Source organism: Roseibium sp. TrichSKD4, from assembly GCF_000148725.1.
GTDB lineage: Bacteria > Pseudomonadota > Alphaproteobacteria > Rhizobiales > Stappiaceae > Roseibium.
This window is the reverse complement of sequence record NZ_GL476314.1, coordinates 260,253-283,479: the sequence shown is the minus strand read 5'-3', so window position 1 is coordinate 283,479 and position 23,227 is coordinate 260,253. Positions and strand designations below refer to the sequence as shown.

General features: G+C 48.9%; 24 protein-coding genes. 4 read left to right on the top strand and 20 right to left on the bottom strand.

Annotated features, from left to right (window positions below; translation table 11 throughout):
• Window positions 1-72 precede the first annotated feature (72 nt).
• Window positions 73-384, bottom strand: a complete 312-nt coding sequence (locus tag TRICHSKD4_RS13395) for a hypothetical protein (protein ID WP_009759575.1) — start codon at window positions 382-384, stop codon at window positions 73-75.
• 652 nt (window positions 385-1,036) lie between these two features.
• Here TRICHSKD4_RS13395 and TRICHSKD4_RS13390 point away from each other — a divergent pair.
• From TRICHSKD4_RS13390 to TRICHSKD4_RS13380, 3 genes are all read left to right on the top strand, one after another.
• The gene (locus TRICHSKD4_RS13390; protein WP_009759573.1) at window positions 1,037-1,333 is read left to right on the top strand and encodes a hypothetical protein; all 297 of its coding nucleotides are present in this window, start codon (window positions 1,037-1,039) and stop codon (window positions 1,331-1,333) included.
• A 417-nt stretch (window positions 1,334-1,750) separates the two neighbouring features.
• A complete protein-coding gene (locus TRICHSKD4_RS30275; RefSeq protein WP_009759572.1) occupies window positions 1,751-2,491 on the top strand; it encodes a hypothetical protein in 741 nt (246 codons plus the stop codon).
• A gap of 554 nt (window positions 2,492-3,045) precedes the next feature.
• Window positions 3,046-5,154 (top strand): hypothetical protein, encoded by a 2,109-nt coding sequence (locus tag TRICHSKD4_RS13380; protein WP_139052109.1) that lies wholly within the window; start codon window positions 3,046-3,048, stop codon window positions 5,152-5,154.
• A 179-nt stretch (window positions 5,155-5,333) separates the two neighbouring features.
• On the opposite strand, the gene TRICHSKD4_RS13375 is transcribed toward TRICHSKD4_RS13380, so the two are convergent.
• The 7 genes from TRICHSKD4_RS13375 to TRICHSKD4_RS13325 form a co-directional block, all read right to left on the bottom strand.
• A complete protein-coding gene (locus TRICHSKD4_RS13375; protein WP_009759570.1) occupies window positions 5,334-6,470 on the bottom strand; it encodes a hypothetical protein in 1,137 nt (378 codons plus the stop codon).
• A gap of 1,499 nt (window positions 6,471-7,969) precedes the next feature.
• Entirely contained in the window at window positions 7,970-8,599 is a 630-nt protein-coding gene (locus TRICHSKD4_RS13355; protein ID WP_009759566.1) for a type VI secretion system-associated protein TagO, read from the bottom strand.
• 644 nt (window positions 8,600-9,243) lie between these two features.
• Window positions 9,244-10,479, bottom strand: coding sequence for a type II and III secretion system protein family protein (locus tag TRICHSKD4_RS13345; protein ID WP_009759564.1), 1,236 nt, complete (start codon window positions 10,477-10,479; stop codon window positions 9,244-9,246).
• Entirely contained in the window at window positions 10,476-12,458 is a 1,983-nt protein-coding gene (sctV, locus tag TRICHSKD4_RS13340) for a type III secretion system export apparatus subunit SctV (RefSeq protein ID WP_050763423.1), read from the bottom strand. Before sctV ends, TRICHSKD4_RS13345 begins: the two co-directional genes overlap by 4 nt.
• An 89-nt stretch (window positions 12,459-12,547) precedes the next feature.
• Entirely contained in the window at window positions 12,548-12,892 is a 345-nt protein-coding gene (locus tag TRICHSKD4_RS13335) for a hypothetical protein (RefSeq protein ID WP_139052108.1), read from the bottom strand.
• An 8-nt stretch (window positions 12,893-12,900) separates the two neighbouring features.
• Window positions 12,901-13,230: a hypothetical protein gene (locus tag TRICHSKD4_RS13330; protein ID WP_009759561.1), complete on the bottom strand. Its 330-nt coding sequence runs from the start codon at window positions 13,228-13,230 to the stop codon at window positions 12,901-12,903.
• Window positions 13,231-13,691: 461 nt separating this feature from the next.
• A complete protein-coding gene (locus TRICHSKD4_RS13325; protein ID WP_009759560.1) occupies window positions 13,692-14,009 on the bottom strand; it encodes a hypothetical protein in 318 nt (105 codons plus the stop codon).
• Between the two features lie 554 nt (window positions 14,010-14,563).
• Here TRICHSKD4_RS13325 and sctR point away from each other — a divergent pair.
• Window positions 14,564-15,202: a type III secretion system export apparatus subunit SctR gene (sctR, locus tag TRICHSKD4_RS13320; protein WP_009759559.1), complete on the top strand. Its 639-nt coding sequence runs from the start codon at window positions 14,564-14,566 to the stop codon at window positions 15,200-15,202.
• A gap of 17 nt (window positions 15,203-15,219) precedes the next feature.
• Here sctR and TRICHSKD4_RS13315 read toward each other — a convergent pair whose 3' ends face one another.
• The 12 genes from TRICHSKD4_RS13315 to TRICHSKD4_RS13265 all read right to left on the bottom strand — a co-directional run bounded on the left by TRICHSKD4_RS13315 (window position 15,220) and on the right by TRICHSKD4_RS13265 (window position 23,125).
• Window positions 15,220-16,266, bottom strand: a complete 1,047-nt coding sequence (locus tag TRICHSKD4_RS13315; RefSeq protein WP_009759558.1) for a FliM/FliN family flagellar motor switch protein — start codon at window positions 16,264-16,266, stop codon at window positions 15,220-15,222.
• Complete coding sequence (locus TRICHSKD4_RS13310; protein WP_208993085.1) at window positions 16,263-16,565, bottom strand: hypothetical protein; 303 nt, start codon at window positions 16,563-16,565, stop codon at window positions 16,263-16,265. The genes TRICHSKD4_RS13315 and TRICHSKD4_RS13310 overlap by 4 nt, the downstream gene beginning before the upstream one ends.
• A 179-nt stretch (window positions 16,566-16,744) precedes the next feature.
• A complete protein-coding gene (locus tag TRICHSKD4_RS13305) occupies window positions 16,745-18,076 on the bottom strand; it encodes a FliI/YscN family ATPase (RefSeq protein ID WP_083782790.1) in 1,332 nt (443 codons plus the stop codon).
• Window positions 18,063-18,722 carry a hypothetical protein gene (locus tag TRICHSKD4_RS13300; protein WP_009759555.1) on the bottom strand — a complete coding sequence of 220 codons (660 nt, stop codon included), beginning with the start codon at window positions 18,720-18,722 and terminating at the stop codon, window positions 18,063-18,065. The genes TRICHSKD4_RS13305 and TRICHSKD4_RS13300 overlap by 14 nt, the downstream gene beginning before the upstream one ends.
• The gene (locus tag TRICHSKD4_RS13295) at window positions 18,715-19,311 is read right to left on the bottom strand and encodes a hypothetical protein (RefSeq protein ID WP_139052107.1); all 597 of its coding nucleotides are present in this window, start codon (window positions 19,309-19,311) and stop codon (window positions 18,715-18,717) included. Before TRICHSKD4_RS13295 ends, TRICHSKD4_RS13300 begins: the two co-directional genes overlap by 8 nt.
• Before the next feature lie 34 nt (window positions 19,312-19,345).
• A complete protein-coding gene (gene sctJ, locus TRICHSKD4_RS13290; RefSeq protein ID WP_009759553.1) occupies window positions 19,346-20,125 on the bottom strand; it encodes a type III secretion system inner membrane ring lipoprotein SctJ in 780 nt (259 codons plus the stop codon).
• A gap of 1 nt (window position 20,126) precedes the next feature.
• Entirely contained in the window at window positions 20,127-20,492 is a 366-nt protein-coding gene (locus TRICHSKD4_RS13285) for a hypothetical protein (protein WP_009759552.1), read from the bottom strand.
• Window positions 20,493-20,521: 29 nt separating this feature from the next.
• On the bottom strand, window positions 20,522-20,827 hold the full coding sequence (locus TRICHSKD4_RS13280; RefSeq protein WP_009759551.1) for a hypothetical protein: 306 nt from the start codon (window positions 20,825-20,827) through the stop codon (window positions 20,522-20,524).
• Between the two features lie 19 nt (window positions 20,828-20,846).
• Window positions 20,847-21,446, bottom strand: a complete 600-nt coding sequence (locus tag TRICHSKD4_RS13275; RefSeq protein ID WP_009759550.1) for a hypothetical protein — start codon at window positions 21,444-21,446, stop codon at window positions 20,847-20,849.
• Window positions 21,447-21,781: 335 nt separating this feature from the next.
• Window positions 21,782-22,234, bottom strand: a complete 453-nt coding sequence (locus TRICHSKD4_RS29370) for a YcgN family cysteine cluster protein (protein WP_009759549.1) — start codon at window positions 22,232-22,234, stop codon at window positions 21,782-21,784.
• Window positions 22,235-22,258: 24 nt separating this feature from the next.
• The gene (locus tag TRICHSKD4_RS32020) at window positions 22,259-22,381 is read right to left on the bottom strand and encodes a hypothetical protein (RefSeq protein WP_009759548.1); all 123 of its coding nucleotides are present in this window, start codon (window positions 22,379-22,381) and stop codon (window positions 22,259-22,261) included.
• 51 nt (window positions 22,382-22,432) lie between these two features.
• The gene (locus TRICHSKD4_RS13265) at window positions 22,433-23,125 is read right to left on the bottom strand and encodes a hypothetical protein (protein ID WP_139052106.1); all 693 of its coding nucleotides are present in this window, start codon (window positions 23,123-23,125) and stop codon (window positions 22,433-22,435) included.
• Between the last annotated feature and the right edge of the window lie 102 nt (window positions 23,126-23,227).

Below are 23,227 nucleotides of genomic sequence, written 5' to 3'. Positions count from 1 at the left end.
AAAACAAGAAGAAAAGGAACCGGTGTTTCCTTTGCATAAGTTGCGTGCTGAGCATTGCAATGTCGAGGTTGATCAGGATTTTGCGACTTCCTTGTAACGAAGACGCATACTGAATTCGACCGACCCCGAACTAGCCAGACTCTCTAGCAAAGACTTCTTATCCTTGTCGCATTCACCTTCAGCCTTGCCTTCAATTTTTCCTTCGGCTTCCAGCTCTTTTGCGACCTCTTTTACAGCGTCTGTCAACGTCTTGATGTCGATTTCCGCGCTCTCTTCCTTAGCTTCACTTTTCTTTCCACCAAGAAGACAACACCCCCCCTGCAGTCCACCCACGCCAACGCCTATGCCAATACCTATTGCACCGAACCCAAGACCGAATGTCATTTTATACTCCCTTTCTTGCTTTCAGCGCCCGACAATACTGCGATCAGACGAATGCATTTATAAAACCTGACGCCAGCCGGTGAAATACTAAGTAATTGATACAGCGTCGGCCAGTTTTCCAACAATAGGTAAAAACTACGAGCCCTGTTGGTAGAGATTAAGTATGCTGCTGTTAAAATGGCCGCTGGTTGGCCAAAATTCTTATGTTTCGCCCCTCTCTTCGGTCAAATCAATTGCAGATCGTAGCCTCAAGCTTCTTGGCACTAACCTACGAAATTCAAACAGCCTGCCCGGGTTTCAAAGCGTAAAAGAGCCAAACGCCCAGCGACTATTAGGCTATAAGGAAAAGCTAGTGATACGGGAAAACAGATTTCTTTAAATCAACAAATTTAAAATTCACTCATTCTTTTCAATCTATTAGCGCGACCACTCCCTTTCTACCAGTCTGTATGTGCAACGAAAAACGGAACAAAAGTCCGTACAGCGGGCGAGCCCACCGACGCGCGCTGACTCTGATACGTATAATTTACCAATTGCTGCGGTCAGGCACTAAGTGAAGACTAGTTACGCAACGTGAGGCATCGCGGGTGATTACTAAGTGGTGTCCGACATGCTTCCGTGTGCACGGTGCAATTTCGATGGGAGTAAGGTTATGGCAATTGGTAGCGCCATGGATGCAATGAAGTCCGCTCTGCAGTCCGCGATTGGAAATGATGAGAGTCAACGTGGTGGCGAAAAAGAGGAAGTTGGCAAACTTCTTGAGCTGCTCGCCAAGTTACTTCAGGGCGAGGAAAGCCAATCTAGTGGCGCCGGTGGTAGCGATGTCGGACCTAGCGAAAATGAAGAAAGCGGGTCGAGCGGAAGCGATAGCCAAGGCGGCAGTTCACTGTTGAACGACGCTGCCGATCAGAGTTCCGCTGAGATCACGATGAAGGTATCCGTGGGGTAATGCCTCCCAAGGACACTCGTGGCTCAAGACTAGTTCCACATTGTTCGAGTGTTTTACGGGGGCCGTTTCCTTTTATTTCTTTGTTGTCTTTTGTGAGGGCAGGCTGGGCGTTTGACCCCTGAGCACTCAGGAAACTGAGTGTTCTTATTTGCATCGCGCGCCCTCACAAAATTTGCTGTCGAGGTTCTGATGGGACCAGAACTACAAGGAGCCCGCCCTGCCCCAACAGGGTCGGCATTTGCGCAAGACACTTCCCCCGCAGCAGGAGTCGACGGCAGTTCGGCGTCATCGTTGCCAGCAGTCGGCTCTTCATTCGACTCAAGTGGTGACACCGGCGACAACCGCCCTCCAGGCAGCACCTTGCGAGACTTCGCCGAGGCAAACCCATAACCTCCTATAGGTTCCAACAGCCTCGACTTGGAAAACCAAGAAAGCGATGACGGTGACGTTGACGGTCAAGATCCGGACGAGGAGATCTCCAAGGAGGAATTCCTGAACAAACTCTCTGATGAAGAAAACAAGAAATTGGAGGAGCTGCTTGCAAACCAAGATGAGTCTGATGAAAGCAAGCAGGAGCTGATCGACTACCTCAAAGAGCTTTCCGATAAATACGGCATACCGCTCGAAGACCTTTTGAGAATTCTCGGTCTTAGTGAAGATGACTTTGCAGACGAGCTCGCCAACGCCGGACAAGGCGGTGGTTCGGGTGGCGGCGGCGGTTCCGGTGGTGGTGGCTCTGGTGGCGGTGGACCAGGAGGCAGCGGTGGAAGTGGTGGCGGCGGCAATGGTTCAGACAGTACAAAGCCAGAAAGCCCGCAACAGGCAAGCAGCGTCAACGGCAAGGTAAAGTTTTACGCTGAAAACAAAGCTGATGCCGATAAGATGAAAAAGACGTTCGATGAACTCTATTCAACCGACAAAGACTTCAAGCAAAACATCGACAAGCTGATTGATCAATACGGAGACGTCAACATTTCCGCGAAAGATCTAAGCCCAGGAACCGCAGGTTTTGGGGACGTTAATGGAAACAACTTCGCGCTTGATATGGATTATCTGACCGATAAAAAAGTCATGGCTCATGAAATGTTGCATAATCGCGGCTGGAACCATGGTCCTGCAATGGATGCTGAAGTTCAAAAGAATTCTGACGGAAGATAGAACAGGACTCATTGGCCGCGAATTCCAAAGCCCAGTTTGTCGCCCTGCGTAGTCCGAACCTCCTAGTTATGACCACAAAGACCGGCATGAACATAAGTAAAATGTACTCGAAGTTTCGATTTTTTCGTAGAAATTGACAGTATTTCGGGCTCAGGTTTTGTGGAACTTTTTACGGATCCTCAGAAGGAGCCGCCAACATGTTAAAGACCCTTGTAAAACCAAGACCGCCGCAAAATCGCCCGCCCTCGCCGAGACCTGCTCCGAAACCACAAGTTCAACGAACGAAGCCAGGTTCGATTCCAAAACCACAGGTCAAAAACCCGCCGGCCAATGTTCAGACCAATAAACCGGCGACCCGACCGGCTCCCGCACCGCAGCTGGAGGCGTCGGCGCAATCAGTTCAAACCCGAAAACCCGCAACATATCCGCCCGAACTTCAGCCGCAGATCGCCCTAAGACAAGTTCCCGCGAATGTGCCTCAAGCCTCACAACCGGCTGCCGTCGTAGTAAGGAACAAGCCGGCCGCAATTCCCACAGCCGAGCAGGCGGTTGAGGTGTTAACCGAAAAGCCGGCAAGTATCCCGCCTTCTGTTGGAGAAGAAATCGAGTTGCAGGAACTTCCTTCGGTTCCAGAAACCGAGCCTGAAGCTCCGCAAACCAATACTCCACGCGCCCAGCTGAACAGCCTACTTGAAAGAGTTTCAAGTGTCTCCGACGAGACGCGAGCCACTGTAAAGCAGAACTTTTCAGGGTTGTCTGACGCGCAGAAAGAGGCCTTTCTTGACAAGCTTGAGTCAGAAATTGAGGGGGGCGATGCAGAGCTCTTCCTTAGACTGGCGGCTTTGCAGGAGGAACCTGAAGGGTTGGCCAATCTTGGGAGCTCAGACGACCCCCCGCCAAACGGAGGCCCCTATCAACCCTTTGGGAAACGTTTGCGGAAAGAACTTTCGCGCATCGAGCGCCGACTAAGCCCTGAAGACTTCGAGCAAATTAAAACTGAACTGCTCAAGAGCTCACCTGAAGACCGTGAGATTTTTTTGATCGGGATACAAAACACCAAGAACGCTCAAAAGCCAAGCTTCGCGCGCCTTTGGGTAGAAACAGAGGAAGACAACAGGCCGCTCCTTGTTGACGCATGGACGAACAAGGACCCGTTGGCCATGAAAACCTATTTGCGAAGGACATATGGCAACTCTGGCCTTCCCGATCATATTCAGACTGAAGTCAAGGAATTCGTTCAAAGCATCGCCGATTCAAATCTCAGTACATCCGAAGCAACGCAGCGGGTTAAGGATTATCTGACGAAAAAATTTCCCAACTTTTTTCCCGCGGACGGAACCCTGATCAAACTCGTACGCATCGCAAAAGGAAACGGGTCGATCGCGTTCTGGACCTTGTTCGGATTAGGATTGTCAGCGTGGATTTTTTACGAGCTTGGCAAGTCGCAATCCGCCTCAAGCGGTTCTCAAACGCCTGAAACTGACAACACCAAAGAAAAAGAGGAATCAAAACCCGGCACAGAACTGGGCCCGGGTCCAAATGGCGAAGATCCAAGCACGGAGACGGCCAGGCACTTCGGCACCGCTAACACGCTTGCAGACGAAAACGGTGTCCTCATGGACGATCAGGGCAACGTGATCGGTACCTACGACAAGAACGGCAATCTGATCAAAGCTGGTACAAAAGATGAAATCATCAAACCAGATGGAACGCCGATTGGAAAATACTCAACACCAAAACCGTACGCATTTGTAAATCCAGACATAGGGCGCGAAGACAGAACACAATCGTTCAGTGTCATTCTCAACGAAAACGGTGACATCGTTGACCCGAACGGCACGGTAATCGCGCGCAAGGCTGAAAAAGACGCAACTGGAGCGCAGCTCTATACGTTGGTATCCGACGGATCGAAGGTCTACATTTGGTGGAGCGATCTTTTCGAAAAAGGAACTAACGCCCTCAAGGCGGAAAATGTCGAAAGGTCCCCGTTCTGGCGGACTTTCAACGAAAACGGCAAAGAAACAATCTATTATTACCCTGTGAAGGGTCAACCGGTTCGCGTCGAAAATGTGGGTGAAACGCAGCCTCGACGAACTGACCTGGGGCCAGGCCCCGGTGGTGAAGATCCAGCTACGGAAACCGCAAGACATTTTGGATCCGCCCGGACCCAAACGGACGGAAACGGTGTCCTGCGTGACCAGCAAGGAAAAATAATCGGCACATACGACAAAAACGGAAATCTAATCAAAGAGGGCACAAAAGACGAGATTATTAAACCTGATGGCACTCCAATCGGTAAGTACTCTCAACCAAAAGGTTATTCCTTCGTCGATCCTGACACCGGGCTGGAAAATCCGGACAAGTTTTATCGCGTCATACTGAATGAGAACGGTGACATTGTTGACACAAACGGCGATGTTGTCGCACACAAGGCTGAAACCGACCCAACAGGATTACAGCTCTACACATTGGTATCCGACGGATCGAAGGTCTACATCTGGTGGAGCGATCTTTTCGAAAAAGGAACTGACGCTCTCAAGGCAGAAAACGTAGAACAAGCTCCATTCTGGCGAACGTTCGAAGTCGATGGAGAAGAAAAGACCTACTTCTATCCAAGCAAAGGCGAGCCAGTTCCCGTTGAGAATGTCGGCGACACATCTTAAGTTCTCGCCGCGCTTGTCCTGTCCCTCTCCTCCACTTGAGAGGGAGGGACAGGTTGGAAAAGTTTATTTCGAAGAGCCTTGCGATCCTTCGCATCGAAGATATGAAGTGGCTGCAGTAAAGATCGCACCGCACGACAGCTTGCGCCAATTGGACGGGTAGCACTGGGCCGCCTGGACTTTCAACAACAACGACAAACGCGCGCGTTTCGTGATTGAATGAGTTGATTTCCGTTCTGAACTCGTCTCCTGAAGCGGCTTGCTTCTTGTTGGGCTCCATAGGTGGCTGCTTCCAAGTTTTCCAACCTTGTTAGGATCATTTCCAATTGCCAGCTTGACTGAGCCGACTCGCGTTCGTACCGCTCGTATTCAACTGCGTTTTGACGATCTGGGTTTTGAAACACTTCTGATCGAGCTGCGAAATGCAGCACCCGTTCCATCTGATCGGCGATTTCGGCAATCCTCTCTGCCAAAACCATCAGAGACTGAGCACCAACTTTTTCGCTGCGATCGATTTTTGGACGCCGGTGTTCAAAACCTGCGGTCGGCTGGAGGTTCTGGCCGACCACCGCGTCCGACATTTCATCTAGTCGCCCGAGTATTTCTTCGTAACCGATTTCAAGATTCTCCAGGGCTTCATCAAAAGCTACACCTCCCCTTTTTGACGATCGTGTTGCCTGGCCAGCTGTCGTTGGGTATGCCTTCTGTTTCGAACGTGTTCGCCAGCCATCTTGATCCAGATTAAGCGATATGACTTGCGCTGAGCGCTCGGGATACTGGTTCTGTGAGTCTTGGAGAATCTGTACCCGCCGCCCAAGCTCCCTGTAATGATTCAAAGCGGCCTCGCGGCCCAGTTGCACATCTGGGTCAGAATAATCGAGGTTTTCGCTGCGCTCTTCCTCAGCCGAAACCTGGCGGCGAGCGACCCTGGGTGCAGATCGAAATTTCCGTTGACCATATGAATTTTCGACAATTCGCTCGTATTCATTCGGCTCGTTTTGACGACGCCGCGGATAGTTCTTAGAGTATTTCCGTCGAGAATGTTCTATGAGTGCCGGCTGGTGCCCTTCATCCAATGATAGTGTTTCATCGCTGGAGTGCAACTTACGATTTCTACTTCTAAAAAAACGATCAAGCTCTTCTTCTACAGCAACAAATTCTCGATAATCCTCTTCATGTTTGCTGCGATTTAGTTCGCTTTCCGGATCGATGTTTCTGCTAAATTGTCGCCGATTACCTGCATTCGCCTGAAATTCTTCCCCAGCGTGATCCTCATGATTTGGAAACCGTAGGTTTTTTCTTTTCTTAATCCATGCCATCGGCTTTGCTTCCTGCTAGGCAGCCCATCAATCGACTAAAATGCCTGTAACTCTATCGCACGAGCCGCATAGTATTTCAGCTTCTACGCAAACCTGCCATCGTAGGGTAAGCAATGTATTAATATTCAGCTGTGTTTTACGTATTCAACCCTGATGAATAAAAATACAACCTGGACAGGCATTCTATAACGACCGAAATAATGTTTCTCGATTGCAATCTGCTTTTTGCCGACAAAACTCGTGACATCTACACTGCGACCGCGCGCGCAGCTTTCAAAGGCTCCAGCAAGAAACCGCTTCCATTAGGTTGGAAGCAAGTTCCAGACACTCAAGTTTCGGTAGCGAGTGTCACCAATTCTATTTCTGGTATCGGAACTCAGTAAACACATAAACCAGATTTGTGTCGCAAACTCCATTTCCGCCTCCCCCAGCGGTATCAACAGAGTCAAGAGAAATTCGCAATTAAGTTTGACACAGAAATTGACGGTGCCCCGCTGAGCCAGCTCTACGGAAATTGTGACGTTCCAAACGGTCGAAGTCTATTTTTGCAAGGCTGCACAGACTTGACAGCCATCACCTGATTGGTGTTGAGCTTCTGCGTCACCAAGCAAAGAGCCACCCGACGCTTCCTGGCCTTGTCCCTGGCTTGCCTCCGCACCAGCTGAAGCCGATTGACCACCTTGGCCCAAGCTTTGGGACCCTTGGCTCAACATTTGGGCGAGCAACGCCCTCAGTTTGTTAAGCTCTTCTTCGGACGCTTCTCCGGAACGTGATTTTTGGGAAATTAAATCAGCTAATTCAGAGACTTTCATCGCGACACTTCCCCTCCTAATTCTGACCGGAACGTTGATATCCCTAGGTATCCCCTACGAAACGCAGCTTCTTAATACGTATATTTTACGAATTTATCGCGCTGGAAAATTTTGGTTGTGCGAAGCAGAACGAAACAATATCTGGATCCGGTTTCGAAACAGGCGGAATGTTGCATTCTGGACCTTTTCTCTCCCACCGCCGACAAAATTGGACGATACGATCAACGTATTGAAGGCAGTGACAGTCCGTGGCACCACTTCATTCAAAACGTTTTCTGATATTATAAATACTCTGTTGATCCGTGTTAAAATTGCGCTTTTTGGTATTTTTTACGATTTCCCGCAATAATAAATACAATAATCAAATAAATGTATTTGAGTTTTAAATTACTTAAGCAAAATATCACAATACCAAAGATGTTTGGAGTGATAGATCATCTTCAAATGCGTTTTGGTTGTCTCGCTCGCCGTCCCCTCTCCCCCTCAGGGAGATCTGAAAACGCAATGCTCGAGCGCTGCACACCTTTATGGTGCAGCGCTCTTGCGGTTAAGAGCTTATGGTTTTTCAGGAAACTCAAATTCGCTAGAGCTCTTTAAGTCAGGTCCTTGGTGACCTCGGCAATTTTCAGTCATTCAATACGCTCGACAATAACAAACGAGCTAAGAAAACACTTCGAGAATGGAAATTTAGCTCTTAAGCACTACACCACAAGCTTTCTCCAGGGGGGCTAGCGCTCTTTCGAAGCCCGACATTTTGAAGCTGAACGTCACCTGTAAAGAGTTTACGGGTGTTATTCTGAAAACAAGTTTTTCTGATCTCGATACACTCCGTATGAATTCAACCGATTGCGGCTGACGCCACAAGCCGAGTGCTTTGCGATCTTTCGATTCATTCATATTGACCACGCTGGTCGCACCATTGTCCATCCTGTAGCTGACTTGCCGTCCTGCATTGGGCTCAGACAAATAGGTATCCAGGTTGATCCAAAACGAGAGCATCCCTTCGTTACAAGCAATAAACAACGAAGGACGCTTGGGTATAGCCGATGGCTCCGTATATCTTTCTTCCGCTGCCAAGCGCGCGATCACGATGTCGCTGCCGTCCCAAATTGATTTTCTGACATCAATTTGCCAGTCACCCAGATTACCGATTCGATGACCTGCTGCGGCGTCGTTTTTAGGAGCCCAGTCTTGCGCTTCATTGCGCGTGTAACGCTCGGCCAAGCGGTCAAAACAATTCAGTCTGTCGAGCTCATCCTCGATCTCCACGCAGTTTTTTAGTAAATCTTCGCCAAGCCCTCTTTCAGGCAATGCCATAATCGTGGCTGCGAAGACTATTGCGCCACATAGACATCCGAATAAGTTATTCAGTTTTCTATAGTGTACAAATTTCATATATAAATGCCCATATAATGACGACACCTAGGAAACTACCATATTTTTAATTCCGTTACTCTTCAAACAATTTCGGCGAAAACTTGCGAATGAGATATATTTGCGAATACCTTAACTCCAAACACAGTGCTTTCAAGAAAGTAACACTGCGTGATAATTCCATCCAAACTTGGGAGCGACTTTTCTTCATGCTCACGTGTGTCTAACTGAGTTCAACGTCAGTCTCATAAATCGCGCTCAATTTGTCTCAATTTTCTGGTCGCTGCTATCAGGCCGCTTTCGTTGACGGAAAACACTTCGGAGCGGAGCAGTAGCGCTGCTGCTGCTCCGTGTGTTAATTCCACCCGTCGAAATCTGGGAAGCAAAAGCCCGGTCCACATAACAGCCCATTTTTCGAGCACCAAAGGGCCCTTCAGCGTGTTCGAGGCAACTGGCCGGCAATTTTGTGCCGTCATCAAGTTTGATCACGTCGTGTTCGAAAGACTCTCTCAAATGTACGTTGAGATCCCTTCCCTGTGGGGCAGCGCAACTCGATAATACGAGAGCAATGAAAGCGGCTCGAACCCTCATTCCACAATAAACCCTAAGGTGGCGAGAAGATCTGTTGGCTGTTTTTTCTCAATGGGAACAGAAGAGTGCACCAAGTAGGGTGTAATAAAAAATATAAGCTCCCGCTCTTCCCGACTCTCATTGGTTTTTGAAAGCAGGTTCCCAAACACAGGAATTTTCGACAAGTAAGGGGGACCACTTTTGGAGCTTGATTGCGTCAACTGATAGAGCCCGGCCAACGCAAACGTTTGCCCGCTGGCAACCTGTGCATTGGTCTGAACACTGCGCACGAGCAATGCCGGCGCAGAATTGACGACGGATTGCGGGTCGACAAATTTAATTTCTGAACTGATGTCGATTGAGATCTTATCGCCTGGCAATATTTCCGGAATAAAGTCGATCGATATCCCTGTTTCTTTATACTCTGCAGTGAATACACCGTTGCCCTGGTTAACCGAAACGGCAAATTCTCCACCAGAACGGAACGTAGCCTTTTCACCGGTGACGGTCGTCAGTCGAGGCTCGGCAAGTATTTGAATGTAGCCCCGCTTCTCTAGTAAATCCAACATCGCGTTTACATTGAAACTGTTGTTGGCCCCAGAGATCCCAACACGCGTTTGGCCTTCTACGCTTCCAATCAACGTGCTCATAAAATCCTGAGCAATACCGCTTCCGGTCACAACTTTAAAAACCGACCCGCTGCTGACAGAACTTACATCAAAACCGAGCTTGATGAGATCTGCGCGGTAGAGTTCCACAATCCGAACCTTTAGAGAAACTTGGACGGGTGTCGAAGTTGTTGTCTTGTCGATCACTTTTCGGCCTTGTTCCTCAAGCCTCGTCTTGACTTCACGAATGTCATCCGCGTCGTCGATATTATCGACATTTCCGCGAATAATAGAGGTGTTGCCGCTGCTTTGGACGGTGACGTCACCGTTTGGAATAAGATTTTCCAAGAGATAAGACGTTTCGTTGTTAACGGGATGAACGACAATTGCATGAGACCGAATAATGTCATTGTCGTAGTTCATCACTAGCAGATTGGTCGTGCCTGCGGTTAGACCCGAAACGTAAATCGCCTTTTCGTTCACGGCCTGAACCTCGGCAATTTCATTGCTGCCTATAAAGACACTCGCAACAGGTTCATTGAACCTGAGGAGAATTCCAAAACCCTTGGTCAAATTGATCGGCGGCGCCGCATTGGAACTGCTGCAAAGACAAAAAAACAGGGCAAGAGACAAAAGTATCTTCATGACGCGTTTATTATCCCGAGCGGAAATATTTCTATATCACTGTGTATTTCCTTGTGAGAAAGCACCGGGAAATCGAAACCGTTGTTCTTCAAGAATTTTCTCATATGCTGTCTGATGTCCATCGCAGTGATCAAAACAGGTTCGTTTTCGTCGACGTTTCCGATCGCAGCGGAAACATTCTCAATCATGACCTGCGATTGCTCTGCCGTTAGCGTCAAAAAACTCCCTAAGCTGTTGTGCATGAGTGCATCCCGCAACAGGACTTCTGCCTCGGGGTCAAGAATATAGGCTGGGATCTTATGGTCCTCGTTGGCGTATTGGTCACTGATTTGACGCGCGAGCGCGATGCGCACAAATTCCGAAAGGGCTGAAGGGTCGCTTTCTTTTGGCCCCCACTCAAGAATTGCTTCCATTACAATCCGGAAGTTCGTCAGGGGCACTTTCTCTGCAACAAGCGGACGTAAAATCAGAGTAAGCTGTTCAGGCGGGGCAATTTTTCGAACCGCTGTCACAAGCGTCTGATAGCGTTTCTCCATCACGTCCAGGAGTTTGCTTGCTTCTTCGACCCCTATTATTTCCTCTGCGTAGCTCGGAAGCTCTTTTTCTACGAACTTGCAGATAACGTCTTCCATGTCCTGAAAATCGAGGCCCAGATCCGTGAGCGCTTCAGTTTGTGACCGCTCTACCCATTTGAGTTCAACGCTGCGGAATTTCATTGTCTCGAATTCGAGCGCTGTCGCTTCCAGATCCTGCACAGCATCAATGACATTTACCTTCTCAAGAGGGAAATTGCCTGAAACCGCTTTGACCCCTTCGATCACCAGTTTCCAGTTGTCTTTCTTTCCATCACTAATCTGCAGAACCGAAACTTCGGGAAATGGAATGCCTATCTCTGCGTAAAGTCTTGCACGTATCCCTCCAAGGTTCTCGGAGAGCTTCTCGGCATTGAGGGTTTTCAGCAAGGATTGGGCAACCTCAAGCCGAATTATTGTCGGCACCTGATAATCGACTTTGGTCCCTTCTTCCAACGACGTCATGTCGACATCCTGGCGACTTCGGCGCGACACCGCGTAGGCTGCCAACCCAAACAATGCCGCCAGAGAGAGGAAAGTGATTGGTGGAAAACCTGGAACCAACGCGAACAGCACCATCGCAAAACCCGCAATTGCGAGTTCTCGGCCGCTCCCCGCCAGCTCATAGATGATATCGGAACCGAGGTTGACGTCCTCGTCTTCATCGCTTTTGGCAATGCGGGTGATCGCTATCCCGGTACCGATTGCCATAATCAGCGCAGGAACCTGTGAAACCAGGCCGTCACCGACGGTCAGGACAGAATAAATTTGCACAGCGTCACCCAGAGCCATGCCGTTCTGTGCAACGCCTACGCCCATGCCGCCGATAAGGTTTACGGCAATAATTATTATTCCCGCAATAGCATCGCCTTTAACGAATTTCATGGCGCCATCCATTGCCCCGTAAAAATCGTTCTCGACGCGAAGCTTTGTGCGCCGACGCTTCGCCTCCTCAATATCAATTTCACCTGCCCTAAGATCTGAGTCGATACTCAACTGCTTACCAGGAAGAGAATCCAGAGCAAACCTTGCGCTTACCTCCGCTACACGCTCAGACCCTTTGGTTATTACTATAAATTGTACAATTGTTATAATAAGAAAAACAACCATTCCTATTATTATACTTCCCCCAACAACGAAATTCCCGAAGGCGAGAATGATTTCGCCAGCATCTGCCTCACTCAAAATCAGCCGGGTGGTTGAAATGGAAATTGCGAGCCTGAAGACTGTCGCAAACAACAGAAGCGAGGGGAGCGTTGATAAATCAGACGGGCTTTTTAAGTAAAAAACAATTACCAAAATCAGCAATACAAGGCCTATATTGCATCCAATAAAAAAATCCACTAACCATGTTGGCAAAGGCAAGATGATCATAAAAATGATCGTGATCAGAAGAATAACCAGCACGACCTCATACTGACCGCTTATTCCCCTGAGCAAGTTTTGCGATTTGAGAAGTATACTTCGACGAGATTGCAATTGTGTCCCTCCGCCCTTTATTCGTTCAGTTCGTTTATTTTCTTCGTGTATCGCAGAGCGTTTGTCAGATCTTTTGTGCGCAAGTGCGCGCGGCGCAACAGCGCGAAGGCGCAGATTTGCTCAGCCAAATTCGGTTTAAACTCAGTTGAATCCTCACCAGTTTCAAAGCGCGAAAGAACCGCTATCGCTTGTTCCGGCTCGTCAAGCTTGAGAAATGAAGACGCCATTACCAGCACAAGTCGCGGCGACCACAAGTTAAGCTTGGCAGCGGTGATTGCATAAAGCAGGGACCTGTCCCAGCATCCATGCCTGTGATAGAGCACAGCCAATGTGGTGAGGAATTCGAAAGACGCCGCTCTCATCGCAAGAATCACTTTCTCAGCTGCAATTCTTTTATTGCGTCTATTTTGCTCAATTCCTCGCGCAGGATCACCTTCAGCGGCTCATTGATTTCGGGCTCAAGCACGATTTCACCCTCCGCAAAGAGCAGCTGCAGATCCTCTATCTGAGACCTCAATTCGCTCAAGGGCGGCAAATCGATATAACCCAACCCCAATTCAATTGGACTTCGAAGCAAATGAGAATCCAGGAAACTCTCGGCATTCTCAGGCGCGTTTGCTGTCGAAGACTCTGTTTTACGAACATTTTGAACTTGCGGTTGATAGAACTGGACCTCATGCTTGGACTTATGTATTTCCATCTTCCACAGCTCCTAAACTCTAAGGCAGCTGGAGAGTATATTTTTTACAATGCTGTAACAACTACCTATTTTTGTCCGGGCACTTCTGGAGTCGGAATACACATTCTACAACCTCGCCAAGGCAACGGCTGTAGCCATGCGCAGAGCTCGAAATAAATAGAAGTTTTTATCAATAGCTATAAGAAAACCTGATTACGCCTAGGGCTGCGACGCTCGAAAAAATTACTTCTTTCGAACTGCCGAACTACGCAAGCATTTAAGGAATACTTGTGAAGACTTCAAAGCACTGCGGTTCTTCGAAACTTTATTGAGAATTAGATCGAACCCGGCGGTCCAGAAGGAGCGCTTATATACAATGCGCCTGTTACATTTGCCGCTTGTGGCGGCACACCCCAAAAGCCGTTATGGGACAAAAATAAGGTGTGCAAAATCCCTGGTCGAACTGGGACGACGATGTCCGGCTACTTTTCGGAGGCTACATCGAGCACCATGTACCTTCGACCCGAGGCACGGTCATAAGCAGCCGAAATTTCGACATCATCTGCAGCCGTTTGCTTAATGCCAGACGTCCCGGACTTTGCGCCTTCGCTCTTAACAACACCTGTGCTTTCGAGATACGAGCGCCAGGCGCCTTTGGCTTCCGGAGACTTGGCTTGCGCGTGGGCAACGCCGCTCGAGGCAACCGCACTGTCGAGTTGGGACAACTTGGTTTTGCTGACACTTGCAGTGTCAGTAACGAAAGGGCTTCTTATGCCGCCTGCAGGTTTTTCAACTGTCATTGTTCCGGCTCACATATTGGCAACAGCGTAGCTAATCTACTTTGCTGACTTAATAGGTAAATTACGACAATGGTCATGACAATACGTAAAAAATACAGCATCACCTAACTGGCGATGGCAATAAACAGCAACGGCCCTTTCAATTGGCTAATTTTATTTTATATTTCTGATAGTTAACTCCCAAGAGAGCAAGGGCCATACCTTTCGCGACGTATTTGGGTATGCCGCTTATCGGATACGCACAGATTGCAATCGTTTTTGGAAGCCCGCACTCCCCTCAAACGCTTTATTAGTGCAAACGGTTCTTAAGGGGGCGCCAATTCGCTTCCAAAACAAAAATGCGCTCTCACAAGTACCTCCACGAGCGTCGTGGTTTTGTGGAAGTGCCCACCCCCCCCTCAGCCACCGAAATTTGTTTTTTCAAATCCTTGCTGGAGGTTGACCCAAATTAGACTTTGCAACTTTCTAATCAAATTTGTAAATTTACGTAGAGGTATTTTTTGCGATGAATGAAACGCAAAGACTGTTGCTTAAGGTTTTTGGGGAACGATTTGATGAACGAATTTCCGCAGTTCCTCGGAATGTTGATTTTGGCTTCGATTGTGCCTTTTTTTATTGTCGGAACAACTGCGTTCATAAAGATAGCGACGATCCTTTTTATTCTGCGTAACGCGATCGGGCTCCAACAAACGCCACCCAACATGGCGCTCTATGCAATAACGCTCGCCTTGGTCGCGTTTATTCAGGCCCCAGTGTTCGTGGCGACTTACGATATCCTTGCAGCGCTTCCAATTGACTTCAATTCGCCAGCCTCTCTTCAGGACGCATTTGTGAAAGGGTTGCAACCAATTTCCGACTTCATGAACAAGCACGTTACCCTGGCGGACAAGACTTTTTTCCTCGACGCGGGGAACGAACTCTACAAAGGATCTCGACTCAAAGTCACCGAGAACAGTTTTCTGGTTTTGTTGCCTGCCTTTATGAATGCCGAGCTGAACGCCGCCCTTCAGGCAGGGGTTCTTATCTTTTTGCCGTTTCTGGCAATTGACATTGTCGTCACCAACATTCTCAGCGCACTGGGCATGAGCATGGTGTCGCCGATGGTGATATCGTTGCCCTTTAAAGTGTTGCTGTTTGTTGCAGCCGACGGTTGGTCAAAGCTCACGCACAGCTTGATTTTGAGCTATATTTGAAACACTTACCTGCTTAGTCAGGCAATTGAATTTCCCAATTTAGAAATTTCAACAGCGGTTTGCCCTGAAATTGTCACCAGAACACCCTCACCGATCTTTTGACCGTTCACCATCAGATTCACATTGCCTGGCTGCCCGACAGGCAGCCGCAGTACCGAACCTGTTTCGAGTTCTCGCAGCTCACCTATAGGCAGTTGGAGTTCCCCTGCAGAGACGACAAGATTAACTTTAATTTCGTCAACTTTTCCAGCGGCGCCTTCACCCATATTTTCTTCACCAGCTTTGTTTGTCATTTCAGTCGGTCCATTTGCTGATATCTCCTGCAAATCTCCGTCGATTATCAGTTCAGATCCTTCTTGCAGTGCCGGGAACACCATGCGCCCTTCAACCAGCACTCCCCTGAACTCATCCAACTCTCCTAGGACGATGGCATCGCCAACGGCAACTTTTTTCAGCTCCTCAAGGCAAATTCCCTCAAGCGAAATCGTGTTACAGCAGTTCAACCGAACGTCTTCGATGACGTCATTTTTGCTGCGCTGTTTCTCCAAAAGCGATGTCAGATGTTCGAGCGCTTCGTCGCTCAGACTGAGGGAAGCAAGGGTTTCGGCCTGGTTCCCTTTGTTGTCCAACCATCGAATTGAAAGATTGCAGGTATATTGGAAATCTCTAGAAGCTTCGTTCGCTGGCAGCACTTCCGTTGTTCGGACGCTCATACCTGTTGCCTTCTCAAATCGCTCCACCCAGGCACCTGCGCTGTCTTCCACGATCAATGCCTGCTCGACACCGGACAAACCAAACAAAGGTGTTTGGCACAATCGCTCCAAGTCAACTTGTGAAACACTAATTGTGGCGTCCGTTTCATTTAGCAAAAAATTTACAACAATCTCTCCGCCAGCCCCCGTCGAGTTGTCTACACAGATATCTAGGAAAGTCTCCTCAGCGATGAGGCGCAAAGGTTTCCTGTAAAAGTTCAATGCAATCGGCAACTTGCCGGAACGAGCATCGTCTAACTCTCTGAAGATCAGAGGCTTGGCTTCCACATTCGTTTCGACAACATTGGTCATTGACTGTTGCCCATATCTATTTTCTGAAACGCCAAGTCTTCCAATTCGAGCTCTTCGGCGAGTTCAAGCTCCTGTTCGCGTTGAAGTTCAAAATCCTTCTGCAATTTTTTCCTTTTATCAAGCAATTTCTGAGCCTTGAAGAGGCGCTCTCGAACGGACGCCACTTCGACTTGCTTTTCTTCAATCTCGGTTTTTTTGGTCTGAATCATGCTCTCAGCGGCGGCAATAGTTCGATTCATGCGATCGTGTGAATAGCGGTACCTTTCCAAAAGAAACGCATTGCTTGGCTTTTCGACCATTGCGGACCGCATCTGCATTTTCTCGCGCGCAACATCGCTTCGGATTTGGACCTCGATTTGCTCTGCGTTTTCAAGCGCGGAATGCTTGGCCTCAAGCTCAAGTTTGACTGCGGAAAATCTCTTCGTCATTTGCTCAACGCGCTGTTCTGCAAGTTTCACCAGAGCCGATAGCTTTTCCATCAGGAAACCACTCTGATCAGGCGAGATTTGCTGTCTTGAAAATCAGTAAATTCACCGGGCGTCTGTTGCAAAAATTCAAAAATCTCAGATTGCTTCTCCACGGCAATGTCCGCCAATGGGTCTCCACCAGGCTTATATTCGCCGACCTGCAGAAGAAGTTCGATTTCATTCAGCTTGGCGATGTAACTGCCTAGCTTGCTAGCCGAGGCCCCATGCTCGGCATCAACGACCGCGCCCATTACTCGGCTTTTCGACCGTGACACGTCTATGGCCGGGTAATGGTTTTTGGCGGCAAGTTTCCTAGATAAAATGATGTGTCCATCGAGCAGACTTCGCAATTCATCGGCCACCGGATCCGCATCGTCGTTATCGCCCTCAACCAGGACCGTGTAAATTGCTGTTATGGCACCTTTGTCACTCGTTCCAGCGCGCTCCAGCAACTCCGGTAGCAACGTGAAAGTTGACGGTGGAAACCCCCGCCGAACTGGCAATTCCCCCGCAGCCAATCCTATTTCCCTGGTTGCGCGGGCAACGCGCGTGGCACTGTCTATCAACAGCAGGACCGAAAGCCCTTCGTCGCGGAACTGCTCCGCAGCCGCAGTTGCCGAATAGGCAGCTCTCAGCCGTTCTGCCGGAGGTCTGTCAGCCGTTGCAACGAACAAACACGCCTTTTTCAGCCCCTCTGCACCCAAGTTATTTTGAATAAACTCAGCAACTTCGCGGCCACGTTCGCCTATCAAACCGACAACAATGACATCTACCAGCGCGCCTTTGATAATTTCAGAGAGCAACACCGACTTACCCACGCCAGCTGACCCAAAAATACCAATTCTTTGCCCTCGCCCGATTGTAAGCATGCCATCAATCGCCCGAATTCGCGTTTCGAAGGGCGTGTCGATAATTGTGCGCTTCATTGCCTGAGGAGGATCACGCTTAAGGTCCGTAAAGGTCGTAATTTTCTCTTTTCCGTCGAGCGCTTCACCAAATGCGTCCACCACCCGGCCGAGAAGGTCCTTTCCACACGGAGCCATCGGCTGCCGCCCCGTTCGAACGACCTGCGCTCGAACAGACAAACCGTCGATGGAACCTGAAGGAACCAGAATGACTTCGTTTTTGTCCATCCCGATAACTGCAGCATGCAAGGTCTTCTTCGTAACCGGATCAACGAGGATACACTCTTCGCCAATCAGCGCGTCGCTCAGCGAGGCCCTTATTACAGAGCCCAAAATCTTCGTCACCCTGCCCAAAACGGGAAGCTCGGTTACCGACCCGGCAAGAGACCTGAGATGCCTGGCAATCTCGTCTTTTTGGTTCTGATCAATTTTGTTCATCGCTGTTGCCCAATAGGCTTTCAAGCCTTTTGTCACCGAGTACATTTTTCAAAATTTCATTTGCGCCGATTTCGACATATCCGCCGGCTGTAATCAGGAGCGCCCGACCAGGATCCAGTGAGGTATCTGCTTCAACCTTGACCTTGATACTATCCTCTTTCTCTATCTCGCTGGCGGCCTTTGAAACACTTTCAACCACATCAGGCGCGCAAACAACGCGCGAGCCATCAATTCTGTCTTTGCTTCTAAGAGCCTTTTCCGTAAGCAACGCAACACGTTCTTGATCGTCGATCTCGCCAATCAGTTTTTCCAAGATGTTTAGGACGGTTTCGGTGATCTCGACTTTAAACTCGGACAATGAGGCCTTCAGTTTTTCCTGTGCTCGTAGCTGCTCACTGAAGTATAATTTCTGAATATTTCTGACCAGAACCTGTTTCTGCCATTCAAATTCATGCTCGATCAAAATCTCATATTCGGTCTGTGCGACAGTTCTCAGTTTCTCGGCTTCCGACTTTGCAGCCTTCGCCTGCGCAACGAGCGTATCGACCTGCTTCAACTGTGACAGTTTCTCAGCGGGCAACATCATGCCCTTAGACAGATTTGCCAGCAAACCGTCAGCCACTGCTTGCAAGTCAGTTTCAGGCATTTGCCCCTCCTGGCTCCGACCGGGGGAACAACCGATCGATTTCCAGAGAAAGGCATCTTGAGAGTTTATTTTCGCAAATCTCGGAGCCGATCAGAGTTTCGTTTTTGCAATCACGAAATTCGAGTTGATCTCCTGCATTGAAACACAACTTCCTCAATGCTGAGGGCACGGAATTTGCGAAAAGTTCTTGGCACTTTGCAACCGTTTGTTGAAATAACAGGTTTAACGCCTGTCCTTCACAACCTAATCCGGAAGGCTGCAAAACAGCATCGTCGTCAGATTGCTCATGAAACTCTATCCCGTATTGAAAGGCCTTCTCCCCGATGGTCTTTGTCACATCCGCAATCAACTTCGCGTCGATGCATTTTCTCAACAAGAAACGACCGTAGCGAGCGGACGCAAATTGAACGCAGTCACGTTGACCGTCATCACTCAACAACAGGTTTATCCAGTTTGCGGGTAACTTGTTGAGCTCCACGATGATCGTGCTTGTTTTCGGGTTGCGCCAGTATGTTCGGTAGCTTCGAGCGTAGTTCACTTCATGAGATTTCAGCGCATTCTGGAGCAAAACAGAGCGTTGCTTGGCCAATTTCAGACAGTGATCGGCTGATGAAGTCACGACTTCACCGCCTTCTTAAGCGCAGAACGGAATTGAACCCTCGAAGAAAAAAGTCCCGATAAAAATAGGCTCCGCCAACAATCAAAATCAACAAGAGCACTCTGGAGGTTAAGGTCACGAAGTTGAGCGAAGACAGACCTTCGTTCATTGGCTTCATGTCGCTTTTGACCAATGCCCCTTCTCTTTCAACCAGTTTTGAAAGACTGATTGCCGGTACGGTCACAACAGAAACCCGCTCGTAAACGAGACCCTCGATCGAGTTGGAGACCAGCATCTTGATCCGTGGAATTAGTTTCTCGACAGGAACCCCTTCTACGTGTCGTACGAACAACGATGCAGAACTTGGCTCAGTCTGGCGGCCCAGAATATCTTCCTCAGGCAACACAACATGAACCCTGGCCGATAAGACACCGTCGATTTCAGCGATGGTATTTTCAAGCTCTTGACTCAGCGCAAATACAAATCTGGCCTTTTCTTCGGTAGGAGATGAGACGATGCCGGACTTTTGAAAGATTTCTCCCATGTTCTGATATCGGCGTGCGGGAAGGCCATTCTCATTTAGAAGGTTGACTGCGTTGGCAAATTCCGAATCTGCAACCAGGATCGAAACTCCGTCTCGCAACTTCTCCTTATCGACGGAAATTCCAGCATCAATAAGCGTTGCGGCGATCTGGTTTGCTTCTTGTTCGCTCAAGTTTGAATACAGCTCGACCTTGCAACCTGCCAGGATAAAGAGACAGGCGAGCAAAATCGCGCTCCGAAGAACAGCAGAAGCGCGTTCCAACTTACTGTCCTCCCCTCAAAAACGATTGAAGGTTCTTGCCACATGATTGGCAGATGCCCATTTTAACCGTAAAGCGCGTCAGCTCCTGGCTGACATCGCTGATCGCGATCAAGCCCCGCATCGAACCATACATCTGCTGAGTGAATTTATCGGTAGGGGTCAATTCAGCTGCAGGAACCTTCTCAAGGTCACGCTCGTGTTGCTGAGCTTCACGCCGAACATCTCCCAGCTCACGAAGGGCAGCGTTCAATCCGTGCGTGGAATCGACAACTGCCTCCAGCGCCTTCTCAGACACTCCTTCGAATGGAGAAACAGGTATCATGCGTGCAGGAGTTTGCTTTAAAGACGCACGAAAGGTATCACTCATCGTCTATCCTCCGGAAAAATGCTGCAGCTTCAGCTTGATTGCCTTTGTTCTTCTTCCTTGATCCATTGCATGGCTTCTTCGGCAGCCTCGCGATTGGTCTCCGCTTGGTCGAGCGCGTCCTGCACATAGCTCTTGGCAGCGGCGAAATTGTTTTCGCCTATTTCAATCAATGCCTTGGACAACCATGCATAAGCATCCGTTGGATAAAGCTCTCCCCAAGCTTCATAGATTGGCTTTGTGTAAGACAAGTCTAAACCGATCCGGCCCGTAGCGCCTGCCAGAGCCATCATTAGCTGCATCTGCTCGCTGTATTCGATTTCCGCCGCTTGTGACATTTGCGTCTACCCTTTCGATCTATTCACTATTGTTGACACGCTGTTCAGCCCTGGGTCCCCCCACATAGATTTTGGGTAGGATCCGGATGTTCTCGCCCTGCCCCCTGCGCAATCTCAGAGCGACCAGGCGCCGTGCCAGTTCTGCTGTGATTTCGACAAATTTGGGTGGCCCAGCCACATAAAGCAGCTCTCCGTCGGAGGACTGCCTGAAGGGGAAAGGGCGGCTGACAATTCCAAGTTTCCCGATTTGGCTTACGAGACGATCCGCCGGGTAGCCAGATGTCTCCACGAGTTCACTTGTAAATTCGGAGTTGAGTTCGAAATGATAGGTCGCACCGTCGTGCCACCAGGACATTCCCGAAGCGACAGCGACTTGTTGCAGAAAGTCCGAGACTGTCCCGCCCACATTGTTGACATCTATTCGCCTGGTCACAGGAGAGTGCTGACGAACAATCGCACCAGTGCGTTTTGCAAATTCTTCAATTATGGCGTCCACAAGCATATTGGTCGCCTTGTAGGGGAACGGATCACGCAAGAACTGCTCGATCCCAACCTCAAAATCCGAAGGACTTATTGTCCCGATACCCGGTTCCAACTTCGACGGTTCGTCAACAATCATGGGTTTAGCAACGGCGTTCGAGGCTAGGGCAATAGAAAAGAAACATGTCAATAATTGAATCTTGCAAGGAGTCACAATGCCAAACCAACTTAATATTTTGCATAACTTCCTCTACGTGGCATGATAATATATACTGCTGTTATTAATGTCAAAAGGCAATCATACGGGTTGATCAAATACCTAACCCATAACCCTCCATGACTTAGCGCCTCCCGAATTTTTAAGTAATTTTCGTAGTAATATTCACTCAACTCCCGTTTATTCAGAACTCATCGCCCAAATATCCGGATGATGTCGAAAATTTTCAAATATAAACAAGTTATATTTATAAAAATTTATGCAAAGCCAGTTTTCGACAGACAACGATTTAAACAATCCTCAATTGTAAGACCAATCTCGGAAATCGATTTATGTCGAATAGAAATTCCTGCCTGATGCACTGTTTCAGTGTCACCTGAAACTAGCGGATGCCACCAATACAAATCCCTCCCCTCTTGAAGCAGACGGTAAGCACAGGTTGGGGGCATATATTGAATTTCCGCGACCGCGGCCGGTGTGAGTTTGACACAGTCCGAAACCGCGGATCTTCCGTTGTTGTAAATGTTACAACTGCAGCTCACGTTGCTCAGGTGTCTGCAATGAACGTCAGTCCATTCAACCCTTTCCGTTTCCGGGTTCTCAAATTTTACCAGACAACAGCGGGCGCATCCATCGCACAGGGCTTCCCACTCAGCGCCGGACATTTCTTTGAGGGACTTTGACTTCCAGAACGGCTCGACAAGTTTCATTCTCGAATTTTCATATTCTGTGTTCTACTTCGTCACCCATTTCTCCATGCAAATCTGATGTGTCGTGCCGGATGTCCGGCCGATGTGACCAGTGTCATCCGGCACGGCAAAGTTAAACTGATTTGGGGCTGAGCTTTCATCACTCATGTCCGCTCCGCACCCGGGTAAACCACCCGCGGATGGAGCAAGAACTCCCAATCAGACCGCTAGTTGCCGACGAAAATGCTCCTTCTGATCAAACGAGAGACTGCCAATCAGTTTTTTCAATATGTCTTTCCGCAGTTTCCGTTTGTCAGCCTCTCGAAACTGATTTGAATAAAGATCTTCCTGGTATTGCCTTTCTTCGTTGATCATCTCCTGCTCCAAAACACTTTGAAGAAATCGATCGCCTATTGATGGCTTTCCGTCGAAGCCGGAGAAGTCAGCAATGAGAGCATAGACCTGAGAAAAACTCGAATACAGATCGTTTGGGAGCGAACTCTGGTGCTTGAATGTTTGGTTCTTAACCAGTTCATCAATGATCTTTTTGGGAACATCGAGCCCTCGCAAGATCTGGCGTAAGAGGTGTTCGTGATGCCTCCCCGTTCTTTGTATGATATTGTAGATAACCAGAGCTGCTCTCAGAGCGATTTTCACACGATCCTTATCGCGCGGTGACCTTGCGCCGGACTGCGCCGCGACCGACTCCAAGAGCGGAGCGAGCGTCGCCAGGAGCGCATTGTCCATAGCTATTTCCGTTTCTCCCTTTTTGGAGGCATTCAGTTTGCCCACGCTCGTCGCCCCCGAAGTTTCTGCCTGCACATGAACAGAGACGTCCTTAGCACGGGGGCCAGCCTGAGTAGCGTTCTGCGATGATGAGAAATTCGGTTGATCAGGTTGTATTCGTGACATTTCCACCTCCACTAGCAGGCTGGTTGGGTTTCATGTTTGCATTTTCGCGATAGCGAGGGGCGTTCTCGATGGGCAGTTGACTTCATCTCGACCCGCGACTGA